Source organism: Roseomonas sp. GC11 (assembly GCF_024437745.1).
Classification (GTDB): Bacteria; Pseudomonadota; Alphaproteobacteria; order Acetobacterales; family Acetobacteraceae; genus Pseudoroseomonas.
This window is the reverse complement of record NZ_JANFNY010000063.1, coordinates 1-14912: the sequence shown is the minus strand read 5'-3', so window position 1 is coordinate 14912 and position 14912 is coordinate 1. Positions and strand designations below refer to the sequence as shown.

The following is a 14912-nucleotide window of genomic DNA, read 5'->3' as shown; positions in this document are numbered from 1 at the left end:
CTACTCGGCGGCAGGCAGTGAGGCCGCCATGGCAGCGGCAGGGGTGGAAGGCGCAGGGGCGGAAAGCGGAGGGGCGGAAAGCGGAGGGGCAGACAGTGCGGGGGCGGACAGCACGGAAGCGGGGCGGCAGCGGGCCGAGCCGCCGCGCGGCCCGGCGAGGTCGGCCATGCTGATGGCCGAGAGCGCGGCGCGGATGGCCTCGTTCACCGGGTCCCAGCGGCCGCGCACGGGGCAGAGGGTTTCCGCCTCGCAGCCGCCGGTGGCGCCATCGACGCAGGCGGTGAGCGCGATCGGCCCATCAATGGCACAGATGACGTCGGAGAGCGGGATGGCCGAGAGCGGGCGCGCCAGGCGATACCCGCCCCGGGCACCGCGCAGCCCCTCGACCAGCCCGGCATGCCCGAGATGCTTCAGCACCTTGGCCACCGTCGGCTCGGCGATGCCGGTGGCGGCGGCGAGGCCCGGCGCGGTCTGCACCCCGCCCTCGGCCTCCAGCCGCGACAACACCACGACGGCGTAATCGGTCAGTTTCGACAGCCGCAACACGCGGACCTCTCCTGAAAGCGGACCAATCTCGTCCGCTTTCGGCAGATGCGCCCGCACCCCCCGCTTGTCAAGAAGTTGGCATCTTTCCGCGTGGCACGCGGGGTGCCACGCTGCGGCGATGTCGCGCCCTGTTTCTTCCGGTCCTGCTTCTTCCAGTCCTGGCCTGCCCCGCCCGGTCTTCCCCCGCCACGCCGCCAGCCTGCTGCTGTGGCGCGCGACGCCCGCGGGGGTGGAGGTGCTGATGGGCCAGCGCGCCGCCGGGCATCGCTTCATGCCCAACCGGCTGGTGTTTCCGGGCGGGCGGGTGGATCTGGCGGACCGCGCCGCGCCCGCCGCCGCCGAGCTGCGCCCCGACACGCGCGCCGCGCTGGAGCGCCGGGCGCCGCCGCGCCTGGCACGCGCCCTGGCCATCGCCGCCGCGCGGGAGCTGGAGGAGGAGACGGGGCTGCGCCTGGGCGGGGCCGCGCCGCATCTGGACGTGCTGGCCTATCTCTGCCGGGCGGTGACGCCGGCGGCGCAGCCGATCCGCTTCAATGCCCGCTTCCTGATCGCCCCGGCCGAGGTGGCGGAAGGCCGGTTGCAGGGCTCGGGCGAGCTGGAGGATCTGGCCTACCGCCCCCTGGACGAGGTGCTGGCCCTGCCCCTGGCGCCGATCACGGCGCGGGTGCTGGTGGAATTCCGCGCCTGGCTGGCCATGCCGGAAGCCGAGCGCGCCACCCGCCCCCTCCCCTTCTACCGCGGCCAGGAACACCGCTTTCTCGAGTGATTTTTTCAGGCTGCCGCCGTCTGCCGTTTAGGCGGGACGCGACACTGATGGCGGGGTCCCCAAAGGAAACATGGGGGGACCCTGTCCCCCCGGCGGGGGTCGCAGGGGGCGGAGCCCCCTGCTGGACGCCTCAGAGCGCCGCCAGCACCGCCTCGGCGCTGGAGACCTCGAAGGCGCCCGCCGCCTCGATGGCGATGTGGCTCACCTTGCCGTCCTTCGCCACCAGGGCGAAGCGCTGGCAGCGCAGGCCGAGGCCGCGCGCCGTCAGGTCGAATTCCAGGCCGAGCGCCTTGGTGAAGGCGGCGGAGCCGTCCGCGAGCATGGTGATCGCGCCTTCGACGCCCTGGTCCTTGGCCCAGGCGTTCATCACGAAGGGGTCGTTCACGGCCATGCAGGCCACGGCATCGACGCCCTTGGCCTTCAGCGCCTCCAGGTTCTGGAGGAAGCCCGGCAGGTGGCGGGCGGAGCAGGTGGGGGTGAAGGCACCCGGCACGCCAAAGAGCACCACGGTCTTGCCGCCGAACAGGGCGTCGGTGGTCAGCTCGCGGGGGCCTTCGGCGGTGGCCTGGGTCAGGGTCAGGGCGGGAATCGTCTCGCCGGACTGGATGGTCATGGAGGTTTTCCTTCCTCGGGGCAGCCCGGCATTTCACGGCGGGGCGCGGGCTGTCAACGTGGCATGCGCGGCGAAGGCGGTCGGTGCTTGCGCCGCGCCGCGCCGCCCGCCATTTCTATCGGCCATGGCACGACGCGCACGTGAGGACGAAATCCCCGAGGCTTTTGGCGGCCGCCCGCGCGGCGCGCGCCCCGGGACGATGCAGGCCGGCTATCTGGGCGGGCAGCTTCTGGTGGCCATGCCGGGGATGCAGGATCCGCGCTTCGTCCGCACCGTCATTTGCCTGTGCGCGCATTCGGCGGATGGCGCCATGGGCATCGTGCTGAACAAGCCGCTGAGCAATATCAGCTTCGAGGAGCTGATGAAGCAGCTGGAGGTGGAGCCCACGCCGCCGCAGCGGCAGATCCGGCTGATGGCCGGCGGGCCGGTGGAGGGCGGGCGCGGCTTCGTGCTGCACACCAATGACTGGGCGAGCGAGGGCAGCCTGCAGGTGACGGGCGGCGTGGCGCTGACCGCGAGCCTGGACATCCTGAAGGCGATCGCCGGGGGGGGCGGGCCGCGCCTCGGTCTGCTGGCGCTGGGCTATGCCGGCTGGGGGCCTGGGCAGCTGGAGGATGAAATGCTCCGCAATGCCTGGCTCAACGTGCCGGCGGATGAGTCGCTGCTGTTCGGCGGCACGCCGGATGACAAATGGCGGATGGCGCTGGCCAAGCTGCGGGTGGACCCGCTGCTGCTCTCCGGCCATGCCGGCCATGCCTGAGATCTGGGCCTAAGATCTGGCGGCGCTGCGCCTGCTCTTGAGAGGGGCTTCGCCCCTCTCAAACTCTCCCCACCAAAGGCCTGAGGCCTTTGGAAACCCATCTGTCAGTCGCTGTGGGGCGGGGGTGTAACAGCCTTGCTCAGGCTTCGGGCGCGGGAGTGCCGCCACGGGTCAGAGAAAGAAATTCACGGCGCAGGCCGGCATCCTCGCGGAAAGCGCCCAGCATGCGGCTGGTGATCATGCTGACGCCCGGCTTGTGGACGCCGCGCGTGGTCATGCACTGGTGGCTGGCCTCGATCAGAACGGCGACACCGCGCGGCTGCAGCACGTCGTTGATGCTGTTGGCGATCTGCGAGGTCAGCTTTTCCTGGATCTGCAGGCGGCGGGCATAGGCCTCCACCACGCGGGCCAGCTTGCTGATGCCGACGACGCGGCCGGCCGGCAGGTAGGCGACATGGGCGCGGCCGATGATCGGCACCATGTGGTGCTCGCAATGGCTCTCCAGCCGGATATCGCGCAGCACCACCATTTCATCGTAGCCCTCCGTCTCCTCGAAGGAGCGGGCGAGCAGTTCGACGGGGTCCTCGCGATAGCCGGAGAAGAATTCCTCATAGGCGCGGGCGACACGGGCGGGAGTGTCGACGAGGCCTTCGCGCGCCGGGTCATCCCCGGCCCAGAGCAGCAGCGTGCGGACCGCGGCCTCGGCCTCCTCGCGGGTGGGGCGGTGGGCGGTCAGGGCAGGCTCGGCGCGCTGCGGGGCAGGCGTGAGGGGCTTGTTCACGGGGGGCTGTTCCGCTGAGGTTTCCAAGGAATCACTATCCGGCGCAACACATGGCGCGGTCCCGCGATCGCGCAATGGGCGCGGGCCTGGCCTTTCTGCGGCAAATCGGCGGGCGAGGCATGCGCTTTCCCCTCGGGGCAGGGCTGCCCGCAGCGGCGTGGCCCGCCGCCTGGGGCGCCATGGGCGGGCCGTTCAGTGCAGGGCGCCGGTCTGGTGCGGGCTGTCCAGGCTGAAGGCGGGGATGGCGACGTCAAAGGACTCGCCGCTATCCGTCTCAATCATGTGATAGGTGCCGCGCATGAAGCCCGTGGGGGTCGAGAGCGGCGTGCCGGAGGTGTATTCGAAGCTCTCGCCCGGCTCCAGCACCGGCTGCTCGCCCACCACGCCGGGGCCGTTCACCTGCTGCATGCGGCCCTGGGCATCGGTGATTTCCCAGCTGCGGCGCAGGAGCTGCACGGTGCGCGGCCCCTGGTTCTCGATCGTCACCCGGTAGGCCCAGACGAAATGCGACTGTTCCGGGTTCGACTGGTCCTCAAGATAGAAGGCGCGGACGGAAACGCGGATCGCGCGCGTGGTGGCGGTGAAGAGAGGCGGCTGAGACATGGTCGCTACCCTGCGCGGCCCGGGGCCGCTCTGGCAAGTCACCCTGGAAACAAGCCGGCGGCCGAGCGGAAGCGGCCCGCCTTATACTGCGCCCCGCGGCACAGCGCGTCGAGGGCCGCACGGGGCTCAGACGCCTTGCGGGGGCTTTGCCTCCAACAGGCGCCAGCAGATGGGTTTCCAAAGGCCTCAGGCCTTTGGTCGGGAGAGTTTGAGAGGGGCGAAGCCCCTCTCAAAAGCCAGCCATTTCCCTCAGCGCTTGCGGCGCGGAGCCGGCTCGGGGAAGAGATCCGGCTCGGCCGCCTTGCGGCGGGCAGGCTTGGCCGCGGTGGCCGGCGGGGCGGCGGGCTTCGGCGCGGCGGCCTTGGGGGCCTTGGCGGCGGCGGCCTTCACCGGGGCGGGCTTAACGGGGGCGGACTTCACGGGGGCGGCGGCCTCCTCGGCCACCAGCTTCGCCAGCGGCTTCCTGCGCGGCGCCGGGTTGCCGGCCACGGCGTCCAGCGCCGCGGCGATGTCCTCCACCAGGTCCTCCACATCCTCCAGGCCCACCGAGAGGCGCAGCGCGCCATCGGTGATGCCCAGCCGCGCCCGCTCCTCCGCCGCCACGCGCATATGCGTGGTGGTGGCGGGGTGGGTGATCAGGCTCTTCGAATCGCCGAGATTGTTGGAAATATCGATCACCCGCAGCGCGTCCATGAAGCGGAAGGCTGCCTCCTTGCCGCCCTTCAGCGCGAAGCTGACCAGCGTGCCACCGGCGGACATCTGCTGCTTGGCCAGGGCGTATTGCGGATGGCTGGCGAGGTAGGGGTAGAAGACCCGGGCGATCTCCGCCCGTTCCTCCAGCATCTGGGCGATGGCGGCGGCGCTGCGGCACATGGCGTGGACGCGCAGGTGCAGCGTCTCCAGCCCCTTCAGGATGACCCAGGCATTGAAGGGGGAGATGGCGGCGCCGGTGTTGCGCAGGAAGGGCTGCAGCACCTCCTCCACCCACTTCTTGCTGCCCAGCACGGCGCCGCCGAGGACGCGGCCCTGGCCGTCGAAATGCTTGGTGGCGGAATAGACCACCACATCGGCGCCGAACTTCATCGGCTTCTGCAGCAGCGGCGTGGCGAAGACATTGTCCACCACCACGATCGCCCCGGCCTCATGCGCCATGTCGCAGACGGCCTTGAGGTCCACCAGCTCCAGCATCGGGTTGGAGGGGGTCTCCAGCAGCACGAGCTGGCAGGGGCGGCGGAAGGCGGCCTTCCATTGCTCGAGATCCGCGCCATCGACGAATTCGGTCTCGATGCCGTAGCGCGGCAGCAGGGTGGAGATGATCCAGTGGCAGGAGCCGAACAGCGCGCGGGCGGCCACCACGCGGTCCCCCGCCTTCAGGTGGGAGAGCAGCGCGCCATGGACGGCGGCCATGCCCGTCGGCGTGGCGCGGCAGGCTTCCGCCCCCTCCAGCGCCGCGATGCGCGACTCCAGCATCTGCACCGTCGGGTTGCCGAAGCGGGAATACTGGAAATGCGTGACCTCGCCGGTGAAGGTCTGCTCCGCCTGCCGTGCGCTGTCATAGACGAAGCCGGAGGTCAGGTAGAGCGTCTCCGCCGTCTCGTCGTAATTGCTGCGCATCTGCCCGCCGCGGACCAGGAGGGTGGCGGGGCGCAGCGGTCGGTCGGAACTGGGCTTGGCCATCGGGCGGGCGACTCTCGGATCTGGCGATAGACCCGGCCCGGTCGGGCGAGGGCACGCGCACGCCCCCCCGCACGGCCGTTTAGCGCGATTGTTTAAGCTCGCCGCAAGCTGGCCGGACAAATCGCGAGCACCCCGCCTCGGGGGTGGGCGGACCTTACGCCCGGCTTGCCGAAGGCACAAGAGCACGCTACAAGCCTCTGCGACGCAGCGATCGGTCTGCGGGCGTAGCTCAATGGTAGAGCTCTTGGTTCCCAACCAAGTGACGAGGGTTCGATTCCCTTCGCCCGCTCCATCCCCCCTCTTTTCCTCATCCGGTGCACCGCGCGCAAAGCCGTCCCAGGCTTGCCGTTGGGTTAAACCCGCCTTCACCATCGCGTCCTAGTCTCCGCTCCCTCTTCACATGATGAGGAGGATGGGGGGGCGCTCAGGGATGCCGCTGCACGCGATTCAGAGCCTTGATGGCGAGGCCGCCTTCTCCCAGGCGGACCTGATGGCGCTGCTCGAATCCCTGCCGGTGCCGGTCAGCTGGGCCTCGCTGCATGAGGGGCGCATCCTCTTCATGAACCGCGCCTTCCGGGAGACCTTCGGCTATTCGCCCGGCCATTTCGCGCATGTGCAGGACTGGATCGCGGGCACCTACGTCAACCCGCAGCAGCGGGAGACGGCCTGCGCGCTCTGGCGCAGCCTCTGGGATCCGCTGTACCCGCCCCGCTACCACGAGACGCTGAACCTCGAACTGGACGTGCTCTGCGCCGATGGCCGCGTGCTGACGGTGCTGCAACAGGGCATCATCCTGCCGCAGCTCAACCTGGCCCTGGCCGCCTTCACCGACATCTCGCCCGCCAAGCAGGCGGAGCAGGCCGCGCTGCGCTTCGCCCAGGAGGACTTCCTGACCAGGCTGGCCAACCGGCGCGGCCTGCGCGCGCATTGGGCGGAGCGGATGGCCGCCGCGCCCCGGCAGCCGGTGGCGGTGGCCGTGCTCGACCTCGACAATTTCAAGCCGATCAACGACGCCGCCGGCCATTCCGCCGGGGATGAGGCACTGCGCCGTGTCGCCGAACTGCTGCGGGCCAGCCTGCGGCCCGGCGATTTCGCCGCCCGCATCGGCGGGGATGAATTCGTCCTGCTGCTCCCCGCGCCCTGCACCCCGGCGCAGATCGACCTGCTGTGCCACCGGCTGCGGCTGCGCATCGCCCATCCGCTGCATCTCGGCAATGCCTGCCACATCCTGGATGCCAGCATCGGCATCAGCCTCTATCCGCAGGATGCGGCGGATCTGGACCGCCTGCTGCAACTGGCCGATGTCGCGCTCTATCGCTGCAAGCGGGAGGGCAAGGGCGGCCACGCCTGGCACGCGCGGCCCGAGGCGGCGCCGGGCTGAACACAAACGGCCCGGCTGGCCCTGCGGCGGCACCCCCCGGCGGCGGCACCCTTGTGAGAGGGGCTTCGCCCCTCTCACACCTGCAAGGCAGTGCCTTGCGGCCACCAAAGGCCTGAGGCCTTTGGAAACCCAACAGGACGTTTTCGCTGGTGGCGGGGAAGCCCCCCTCAGGGCTTCGGCCGGCTGAGATCTTCCTGCATCACCGGCGCCGGCAGCGGGGCACTGGGCGCGCCGGTCATGATCCAGTCGCGCAGGTTGCGGCGCAGCTGGAACTCGAATTCCACATTCAGGTCGTCCATCGCCTGCCGCACGATCTGGTCGGCATTGCGGGCGCGGCTGGCCGGGCCGTCATCGATCAGCGTGGCGGTGCGGCGCGACTCGGCCTCGGCGAAGCCAACGCGCCGGCCATCATTGCCCAGCACCTCCACCCGCACCCGCAGCGCCACGGCCAGGCGCTCCGTCGCCTGGGAGAAGACGCCGCCCCCCGTGGCGCGCTCCCGCGCCAGGGTGGCGCTTTCCACCAGGAAACGGGCGCGGCCGGTGGTGCCGACGGCCACCAGCCGGTCCCGCCCCATGCGCTGGGCCAGTTCGGCCGGGGAGAGCGGCGCCGGGGGGTCGGCGCGCATCGGCCCAGGCTCGACAATGTCGATGTCGAGCACATTGAGCCGCAGCGGCGTCAGGTAGCCATAGCCCGGCGGCGCGGCCAGGACCGGCGCGGGGTCATCCCCCGAGCAGGCCACGGCCAGCAAGGGCAGCAGCAGGGCGGCCCCGCGGCGGGTGATCCGCCCGGTCTGCCAATGGCGCGGCGATGGCGTCATGATGCGTCCTACTCCCCCGTCTCTCTCGCGGTTCTCTCGCGTCAGCCCCGGCCGGACGCCGCCTGCACCTCGTCCCGCTGGAAGCGGAAGCCGACATTGCAGAACTCGCAGGTCATGGTGATGACCCCGTCCTCGGCCATGTGGTCCAGATCATCCGTCCCGAAGCCGGCCAGCACGGAGGCCAGCCGGGACCGGGAGCAACGGCACCCATAGGACAGCGCGCGCGGCCGGTCGAGCGCCAGCCCCTCGGCATGGAAGAGACGGTGCAGCAGCCGCTCGGGCAGCAGCGTGTCATCCAGCATCTCGGCCTCGGTGATGGTGCCGGCCAGGACCAGCGCCGTCTCCCAGGCATCCTGCTGCGCCGCCTCGTCCAACTCCGGGCCGATGCCGCCGGCGCCCGCCACCCGCTCCAGGATCAGCGCCGAGGCGCGCCAGCCCGCCGCCATGCGCGCGGCGAAAAGCCAGACGCGGCTCGCCAGCTGCTCGGAGGTGTCGAAGTAATGCCCCGTCATCTCCGCCAGCGACGCGCCATCGATGGCGACGATGCCCTGGTAGCGCTCCATCTCCGGCCCCTGGTCGCAGGTGAAGGCCAGATAGCCCTTGCCCAGCAGGGCGGCGGCATCAGCCGCGCCCTCCGGCACCGCCTCAGCCCGGGCATAGCCGCGCAGGGCGCCCGAATCGGTGCAATCGGCCAGCAGCATGGAGATGGGGCCATCGCCCTTGGCCTGGAGGCTGAAGCTGCCCTGGAACTTCAGCGCGGCGGCGAGGCCCGCGGTCAGCGCCAGCGCCTGCCCGAGCAGGGCCGTCACCGGCTCCGGATTCTCGTGCCGGGTCAGCAGCGCATCGGCCAGCGGGCCCAGACGCACAAGGCGCCCGCGCACCGGCTTGCGCTCCAGGTGGAAGGGCTGCACGCCGCGCGGCACCGTCAGATGCGGCACGGGCGGGCGGTCATGATTGAGGAAAGCAGGGGTCGCGGAAGGTTCGGTCGGGTCGGTCACGCGGCAGGGGCCTGAATGCTGCAAAATGCCTAGATAGTGCGTCCCCCGCCGCTCCGCGACCCAAAGCCCCGGGGCCGTGGGGCGCGGCGGCCTCCCGGATGGCGGGCATGGGGGCGCCGAAGCCTGCCAGCCGCCTCTCAGGCCGCCTCTCAGGCCGCCTTCCGCGTCTCCATCAGGTGGGAGACGATGCGCTGCTGCACCGGGCGGAGATGGTTGCCCAGCCGCAGCGCCAAATTGCGCACGAAGCGGGCCGGCGGCGTGTCGTGGGTGTAGATCAGCGCCGTGGCATTGGTGGCGAGGTAGAGCGGCCGCGTCGCCCGGCGATGCGCCAGGGCATAGCGCCGCAGCACATCCGGCGCCGCGAAGTCCCGCCCGGCGGAGAGCGCGGCGCGGATCTCACCGGCCAGGATCTCCTGCCCGCTCAGGCCGAAATTGAAGCCATGCGCCGTCACCGGATGCATGCCGACCGCCGTATCCCCCAGCAGCACGGCGCGGGTGGCGGCGAAGCGCTCGGCATAGACGGCGACCAGCGGATAGACGTGCCGCGTGCTGACCAGTTCCATCGCCCCCAGGCGCTGGCGGTAGCGGCGCGCCACCTCGGCGCCGAACGCGGCCTCCGGCATGGCTTCCAGACGCGCCATCTCCTCGGGCGGCAGGGTGATGACGGCGGAGGACTCATGGCCGTTCAGCGGCAGCATGGCGATGGTCTGGCCATAGTCGAACCACTCGGTGGCCACGCCGTGGTGCGGCCCCTCGTGCCGCAGGCGGCAGACCAGCATGCGCTTGCCGAAATCGCGCATCTCCGCGCCGATGCCAAGCGCCTGCCGCGCGGCGGAGAAGCGGCTGTCCGCGGCGACCAGCAGGCGGGCGCGCAGGCGGCGGCCATCCTCCAGCGTGACCTCCGCCCCCTCCAGCCCGGTGCGCAGGCCGGAAACGGCGACGCCCGCCAGCAGCGTGACATCCGGATTGGCCGTGGCGGTGCGGTAGAGCGCGCGGCGGATGCTGTGGTTGGAGACGAGCTTGCCCAGCTCCGCCTCCGCCCGCCCGGTGGTGTCGAAGCGCAGCGCATAGGCGGAGCCGCCATTCAGCACCCGCGCCTCCCGCAGCGGCGAGATGCTCTCCTCCGGGATGAGGTCCCAGGCGCCCATCTGGCGCAGCAACGCCATGGAATGGTGGGTGAGCGCGATCTCCCGCCCGTCAAAGGCGGCCTCGGCCAGGGCGGCCTCGCCCTGGCGTTCGAGCACCGCGACCGAAAGGCCGGTGCCAGAGAGGGAAGTGGCCAGGGAAAGGCCGGCAGGCCCGCCCCCGACGATCACGACATCGAACTGCATCTTCGCTGCCTTCAGGGTCAGTGCCGGATAGGTAGGCCCGGTTGGCGATTCCGCAAAGCGGGAGAAGGCAAGGGGAAGAGAAAATGTTCTTTTTTTGAAAAAAAAGAACCAAAAAACTTTTTCCAGTCAGCGTCCCGCTGCGCCAGGAGACGGCGGCAGCCTGAAAGAAAGCTTCTGTTTCTTTAGAAAAAGAAGCTTCTTATATAACAACAAGACCTCAATCACGCGGCGCGCAGCCGGGCCACCACGCCGGACAATTCGCGCTGGAGGGCGGCCCCCTGCTGGCCGACGGCGGAGGTGGCCTGGCGGACGCCGCCCAGCGCATCGGCGGCCTGGGTGACATGCTCGGTCAGGGCCAGGGTGCTCTGCGCCGCGCCTTCGGTGCCATGGGCGGCAGCGGCGGCATTGCGGGCGATTTCCTGGGTGGCGGCGCCCTGCTCCTCCACTGCGGCGGCGATGGCGGATGTCACCTCGTCCATGCGGCTGACGGTGGTGGCAATGTCGCGCACCGCCAGCACCGCCTGATTGGTGGCGCCGCGCATGGCGCCGATCTGGGTGGCGATTTCCTCGGTGGCCCTGGCCGTCTGGCTGGCCAGCGTCTTCACCTCGGAGGCGACGACGGCGAAGCCCTTGCCCGCCTCGCCGGCGCGGGCCGCCTCGATGGTGGCGTTGAGGGCGAGCAGGTTGGTCTGCCCGGCGATATCGGCGATCAGCTTCACCACATCGCCGATGCGGTCGGCGGCGGCGGAGAGGCCGGCCACCGTCTGGTCGGAAGTGCCGGCCGCCGCCACCGCCGCGCGCGCCACCTGGGCGCCCTGGCTGACGCGGCGGTTGATCTCGGCGATGCTGGCGGAAAGCTGCTCGGCGGCGGTGGCCACGGCCTGCACGTTCTGCGTCGCGCTGCGGCTGCGGTCGGCCACCGCCCCGGCATCCTTCTGGGCGCGGCTGGTGCCTTCGGAGAGGGTATGCGCCGCCTGGTCCAGCTTCGCCATCTCGGTGGAGAGGGCGCGGGCAACGCCGCCCACCGCCTGCTCGATCTCCTCGGCGAGGCTCTGCTGCATCTGGCGCCGCTCGGCGGCGCTGCGCTGGCGGGCGGCCTCGGCCTCGGCCTCCAGGGCGCGGGCCTGCCGGCTGCCCTCGGCGAGGCTCTTCACGGCGCGGCCGATCTCGCCCAGCAGGTCGCGCCGGTCGGTGCAGGGCGGATCGAGGTCGAAGCGCCCCTCGGCGATGGACTGCACCGCCTGGGCCAGCCCGCGCAGCGGCCTCAGCGTCATCCCCGTGGCCATCCAGGCGAAAAGCCCGACCACCACCAGGGAAATGGCGCCCACGATGATGCCGTGGATCTCGACCTCAAGGATGCGCGCCTCCACCGAGGCCAGGGAGCGCCCGACGAACAACAGGCCGATGACACGGCCGGAGGTATCGCGGATCGGCTCATAGATCGTCTGGTGCGGGGCGCCGAGGATGGTGGCGACGCCGCGATAGGTCTCGCCCCGGCGGAAGACGGCGTCGTAAGCCGGCCCCTGGGCCAGCTTGGTGCCCACGGCGCGCTTGCCATCCGCCGTCATCACATTGGTGGCGACGCGGGTATCGCCGGCGAAGAGGGTGGCGACGCCGCCAGCCACGGCCTTCACGGTGTCCACCACCTCGTTGCGGCCGTTCAGCGGCTTGCCGTCGAGCAGCAGCTGGTCCCCCTCCAGCCGCCATTCGCGCCCCTGCTGCGCCAGCAGCGCCTTCAGCGTGCCGAGGTTGCTCTCCAGCGCGAGCTGCGAGTCCTCCAGCAGGGATTCGCGGATACGGTCCAGCATGACCGCGGTGATGACGCCGCCTGTCACCATCACCGCGCAGAAGGTGACGGCGACCAGGCAGAAGACCACCCCCAACCGGCGGGGCAGCGCGGTGAAGGTGCGGAAGATGGACATGCGGAATTCCCTGGGGCAGGAGAACCCCAAGGTCTTCCCTCATTCGGGTGGAGTAAACGTTAACCCTGTGTCGCGCCCGGGTATCGCAGGGCGATTTTCACCCCCCCTGCCATCCCCCGGCCCTCACAGCCCCGCCGTCATAGCCCCGCCAGGGCCCAGAGCAGCACGCCATTCTGGGCGTGCAGGCGGTTTTCCGCCTCGTCGAACACCACGCTCTGCGGCCCCTCGATCACCTCCTCGGTGATCTCCTCGCCGCGATGGGCGGGCAGGCAGTGCAGGACGATGGCCTCGGGCTTCGCGTGCTGCAGCAGCGCGGCGTTGAGCTGGTAGGGGGCGAGCATGTTGTGGCGTGCCGAGGGCCCGCCCTCCTTCTCGTCCGACATGCTGACCCAGGTGTCGGTCACCACGCAGTCGGCGCCGCGCACGGCCGCCACCGGGTCGGCCGTCAGCTCGACGCGGGCGCCCTCGCGCCGCGCCCAGTCCACCAGCTGGGCCGGCGGCGCCAGCTCCGGCGGGGTGGCGAGGCGCAAGGTGAAGTCGAAGCGCGCCGCCGCCTGGATGAAGCTCTGCGCCACGTTGTTGCCATCGCCCGTCCAGGCGAAGACCTTGCCCTTCACCGGGCCGCGATGCTCCTCGAAGGTGAGGATGTCGGCCATCAGCTGGCAGGGGTGGGAGACGTCGGTCAGCCCGTTGATCACCGGCACGGTGGCGTGCTCGGCGAGGCCGCGCAGCTTCGCCACGCTGTCGGTGCGCAGCATGATGGCGTCCACATAGCGGGAGAGGACGCGGGCGGTATCCGCCACGCTCTCGCCCCGGCCGAGCTGCATGTCGCGGGCGGAGAGCACCACGGCATGGCCGCCCAGCTTCTGGATGCCGACCTCGAAGGAGACGCGGGTGCGGGTCGAGGGCTTCTCGAAGATCAGCGCCACCGACTTGCCGGCCAGCGGCTTCTCCGGGATGCGCCCGGCCTTGGCCTGGCTGGCGAGGTCCAGCATGTGGCGCAGCGTGGCGGGGTCGAAATCCGACAGTTCCAGGAAGTGGCGGGGGGGCTTCGCAGCCCCCCCTTCACGCGGCAGGACGTTCTTCACCGGCAGACTCAACTGGGGCACGCTCACTTGGCCGCCACCTTCGCCTGGGAGGGGGTGACGCGGCGCAGCGCGCGGTCGAGCATCTCCAGCGCCTGATCCACCTCGGCCTCGGTGATGATGAGGGAGGGGGCGAGGCGCAGGACATTCTGCCCGGCGGCGACGGTCAGCAGCCCCTCGGCCACGCCGGCGGCCTGGAGCTCGCTGTTGGTCACCTCCGGCACCAGCTGCAGGCCGAGCAGCAGCCCGGCGCCGCGCACGCCGCTGGCCACCTGCGGGTGGCGGGCGGCGAGGTCCAGCAGGCCCTGCCAGAGATGGCGGGCCACACGGTCCACCTGCTCCAGGAAGCCGGGGGCGAGGATGACATCCAGCACGGCATTGCCGGCGGCGCAGGCCAGCGGGTTGCCGCCATAGGTGGTGCCATGCGTGCCGGGCTTCAGATACCGGGCCACCTTTTCCTTCGCCAGGATGGCGCCGAGCGGGAAGCCACCGCCAATGCCCTTGGCGGAGGACATCACATCCGGCTCGATCCCGGCCCACTGGTGGGCCCAGAGCTTGCCGGAGCGGCCCATGCCGGTCTGCACCTCATCGAGCGCGAGCAGGATGCCGAACTCGTCGCACACCGCGCGCAGGTCGCGCAGGAAGCGCAGATCGGCCGGGCGCACGCCGCCCTCGCCCTGGATCGGCTCGATCATGATGGCGGCGGTGTTCGGGCCGATGGCGTCGCGCACCGCGTTCATGTTGCCGAAGGGGACGTGGGTGAAGCCCTCCGGCGCCGGGCCGAAGCCCTCCAGGTACTTGGCGTTGCCGGTGGCGGCCAGGGCGGCCAGGGTGCGGCCGTGGAAGGCGCCCTCGAAGCAGATGAAGCCGAACTTCTCCGGGTGGCCGTTCTCCGCGTGATACTTGCGGACGGCCTTCATCATGCCCTCATTCGCCTCGGCGCCCGAGTTGCAGAAGAAGACGCTGTCGGCGAAGGAATTCTCGACCAGCCGCGCGGCCAGGCGCTCCGCCTGCGGCACGCGGTAGAGGTTGGAGACGTGCATCACCTTGGCCGCCTGCTCGGCGATGGTCTGCACGAGGTGCGGGTGGGCATGGCCGATGGAGGTGGTGGCGATGCCGCTGCCGAAGTCGAGGAATCGTCGGCCATCCGCCGTCCACAGCCAGGCGCCCTCACCCCGCTCGAAGGCGAGGTCGGCACGGTTGTAGGTCGGCATCAGGGCGGGGATCACGCGAGTCTCTCTCCGGGATCGCCGCGGCCCGCGCGCCTGTCGCGCGGTGTTCCGCGGTAAAGAAGCACAGTGCCGCAAAGACAGGGCGCGGTCAAAGGCGCGCGCGGCTTTTTCGCGCAACCCGGGCGCGCGGCGGGCCGTTACCGGGGGGAACCCCGCCACGACAGCCCACCACGACAGAAGGAAACGCCCGATGCGACGCATGATCGCCCTGACCGCCGCCACCCTGATCGGGCTGGGGGGCGCCACCCTCTCCCCCGCCCTGGCCCAGGGCAGCGGTGGCCAAGGGGGCGGCGGCCAGGGAAGCAGCGGCGAAGGCTCCGGCCCGGCGCGGTGAAGAGAATGAAGCCGAGCGGCAGCAGGATCTCGCGCATCAGCTCGCGGTGGTCGGGATTGTCGTCC

The 14912-nt window shown here is 70.9% G+C and carries 14 protein-coding genes, 1 tRNA gene, 1 pseudogene and 1 riboswitch; of the genes and pseudogenes, 5 read left to right on the top strand and 11 right to left on the bottom strand.

Features of this window, described 5'->3' with window-relative positions:
* On the bottom strand, positions 1 to 546 hold the full coding sequence (locus NON00_RS17845; RefSeq protein ID WP_256023811.1) for an SUF system Fe-S cluster assembly regulator: 546 nt from the start codon (positions 544 to 546) through the stop codon (positions 1 to 3).
* Positions 547 to 664: 118 nt separating this feature from the next.
* Here NON00_RS17845 and NON00_RS17840 point away from each other — a divergent pair, with 118 nt between their 5' ends.
* Positions 665 to 1312 carry an NUDIX domain-containing protein gene (locus NON00_RS17840; RefSeq protein WP_256023808.1) on the top strand — a complete coding sequence of 216 codons (648 nt, stop codon included), beginning with the start codon at positions 665 to 667 and terminating at the stop codon, positions 1310 to 1312.
* A gap of 130 nt (positions 1313 to 1442) precedes the next feature.
* On the opposite strand, the gene NON00_RS17835 is transcribed toward NON00_RS17840, so the two are convergent.
* Positions 1443 to 1925, bottom strand: coding sequence for a peroxiredoxin (locus NON00_RS17835; RefSeq protein ID WP_256023805.1), 483 nt, complete (start codon positions 1923 to 1925; stop codon positions 1443 to 1445).
* 124 nt (positions 1926 to 2049) lie between these two features.
* On the opposite strand from NON00_RS17835, the gene NON00_RS17830 reads away from it, so the two are divergent.
* Positions 2050 to 2685, top strand: coding sequence for a YqgE/AlgH family protein (locus tag NON00_RS17830; RefSeq protein WP_256023802.1), 636 nt, complete (start codon positions 2050 to 2052; stop codon positions 2683 to 2685).
* Positions 2686 to 2824: 139 nt separating this feature from the next.
* Here the strand turns inward: NON00_RS17830 and folE are convergent, their stop codons facing one another.
* From folE to metZ, 3 genes and pseudogenes are all read right to left on the bottom strand, one after another.
* Positions 2825 to 3466 (bottom strand): GTP cyclohydrolase I FolE, encoded by a 642-nt coding sequence (gene folE / locus NON00_RS17825; RefSeq protein ID WP_256023800.1) that lies wholly within the window; start codon positions 3464 to 3466, stop codon positions 2825 to 2827.
* A 192-nt stretch (positions 3467 to 3658) separates the two neighbouring features.
* Positions 3659 to 4069: a Co2+/Mg2+ efflux protein ApaG gene (gene apaG, locus NON00_RS17820; RefSeq protein WP_256023797.1), complete on the bottom strand. Its 411-nt coding sequence runs from the start codon at positions 4067 to 4069 to the stop codon at positions 3659 to 3661.
* A 486-nt stretch (positions 4070 to 4555) separates the two neighbouring features.
* Positions 4556 to 5746 (bottom strand): annotated as a pseudogene (metZ, locus tag NON00_RS17815) (O-succinylhomoserine sulfhydrylase); the annotation flags it as partial.
* Between the two features lie 59 nt (positions 5747 to 5805).
* A riboswitch (SAM riboswitch) is annotated at positions 5806 to 5884 on the bottom strand.
* Between the two features lie 80 nt (positions 5885 to 5964).
* Here metZ and NON00_RS17810 point away from each other — a divergent pair.
* Positions 5965 to 6038: transfer RNA gene (locus NON00_RS17810), tRNA-Gly, on the top strand.
* A gap of 138 nt (positions 6039 to 6176) precedes the next feature.
* Positions 6177 to 7127 (top strand): diguanylate cyclase, encoded by a 951-nt coding sequence (locus tag NON00_RS17805; RefSeq protein WP_256023794.1) that lies wholly within the window; start codon positions 6177 to 6179, stop codon positions 7125 to 7127.
* Positions 7128 to 7294: 167 nt separating this feature from the next.
* Here the strand turns inward: NON00_RS17805 and NON00_RS17800 are convergent, their stop codons facing one another.
* The 6 genes from NON00_RS17800 to NON00_RS17775 form a co-directional block, all read right to left on the bottom strand.
* Positions 7295 to 7945, bottom strand: coding sequence for a hypothetical protein (locus NON00_RS17800; protein ID WP_256023792.1), 651 nt, complete (start codon positions 7943 to 7945; stop codon positions 7295 to 7297).
* 41 nt (positions 7946 to 7986) lie between these two features.
* Positions 7987 to 8943: an Hsp33 family molecular chaperone HslO gene (locus NON00_RS17795; RefSeq protein ID WP_256023789.1), complete on the bottom strand. Its 957-nt coding sequence runs from the start codon at positions 8941 to 8943 to the stop codon at positions 7987 to 7989.
* Between the two features lie 149 nt (positions 8944 to 9092).
* Positions 9093 to 10274 carry a 5-demethoxyubiquinol-8 5-hydroxylase UbiM gene (ubiM, locus tag NON00_RS17790; protein WP_256023787.1) on the bottom strand — a complete coding sequence of 394 codons (1182 nt, stop codon included), beginning with the start codon at positions 10272 to 10274 and terminating at the stop codon, positions 9093 to 9095.
* Positions 10275 to 10495: 221 nt separating this feature from the next.
* Positions 10496 to 12196, bottom strand: coding sequence for a methyl-accepting chemotaxis protein (locus NON00_RS17785; protein ID WP_256023784.1), 1701 nt, complete (start codon positions 12194 to 12196; stop codon positions 10496 to 10498).
* 137 nt (positions 12197 to 12333) lie between these two features.
* Positions 12334 to 13284: an ornithine carbamoyltransferase gene (argF, locus tag NON00_RS17780; protein ID WP_370688734.1), complete on the bottom strand. Its 951-nt coding sequence runs from the start codon at positions 13282 to 13284 to the stop codon at positions 12334 to 12336.
* Between the two features lie 23 nt (positions 13285 to 13307).
* Positions 13308 to 14510, bottom strand: a complete 1203-nt coding sequence (locus tag NON00_RS17775; protein ID WP_256023781.1) for an aspartate aminotransferase family protein — start codon at positions 14508 to 14510, stop codon at positions 13308 to 13310.
* A 193-nt stretch (positions 14511 to 14703) separates the two neighbouring features.
* On the opposite strand from NON00_RS17775, the gene NON00_RS17770 reads away from it, so the two are divergent.
* Positions 14704 to 14847 carry a hypothetical protein gene (locus NON00_RS17770; protein WP_256023779.1) on the top strand — a complete coding sequence of 48 codons (144 nt, stop codon included), beginning with the start codon at positions 14704 to 14706 and terminating at the stop codon, positions 14845 to 14847.
* The last annotated feature ends 65 nt before the right edge of the window (positions 14848 to 14912 follow it).

Excerpts from the sequence above, each read along its gene's own strand:
- NON00_RS17840 (WP_256023808.1), top strand. The coding sequence starts at position 665 with ATGTCGCGCCCTGTTTCTTCCGGTCCTGCTTCTTCCAGTCCTGGCCTG.
- NON00_RS17835 (WP_256023805.1), bottom strand. The coding sequence starts at position 1,925 with ATGACCATCCAGTCCGGCGAGACGATTCCCGCCCTGACCCTGACCCAG.
- NON00_RS17830 (WP_256023802.1), top strand. The coding sequence starts at position 2,050 with ATGGCACGACGCGCACGTGAGGACGAAATCCCCGAGGCTTTTGGCGGC.
- apaG (WP_256023797.1), bottom strand. The coding sequence starts at position 4,069 with ATGTCTCAGCCGCCTCTCTTCACCGCCACCACGCGCGCGATCCGCGTT.
- NON00_RS17805 (WP_256023794.1), top strand. The coding sequence starts at position 6,177 with ATGCCGCTGCACGCGATTCAGAGCCTTGATGGCGAGGCCGCCTTCTCC.
- NON00_RS17800 (WP_256023792.1), bottom strand. The coding sequence starts at position 7,945 with ATGACGCCATCGCCGCGCCATTGGCAGACCGGGCGGATCACCCGCCGC.
- ubiM (WP_256023787.1), bottom strand. The coding sequence starts at position 10,274 with ATGCAGTTCGATGTCGTGATCGTCGGGGGCGGGCCTGCCGGCCTTTCC.
- NON00_RS17785 (WP_256023784.1), bottom strand. The coding sequence starts at position 12,196 with ATGTCCATCTTCCGCACCTTCACCGCGCTGCCCCGCCGGTTGGGGGTG.
- NON00_RS17770 (WP_256023779.1), top strand. The coding sequence starts at position 14,704 with ATGCGACGCATGATCGCCCTGACCGCCGCCACCCTGATCGGGCTGGGG.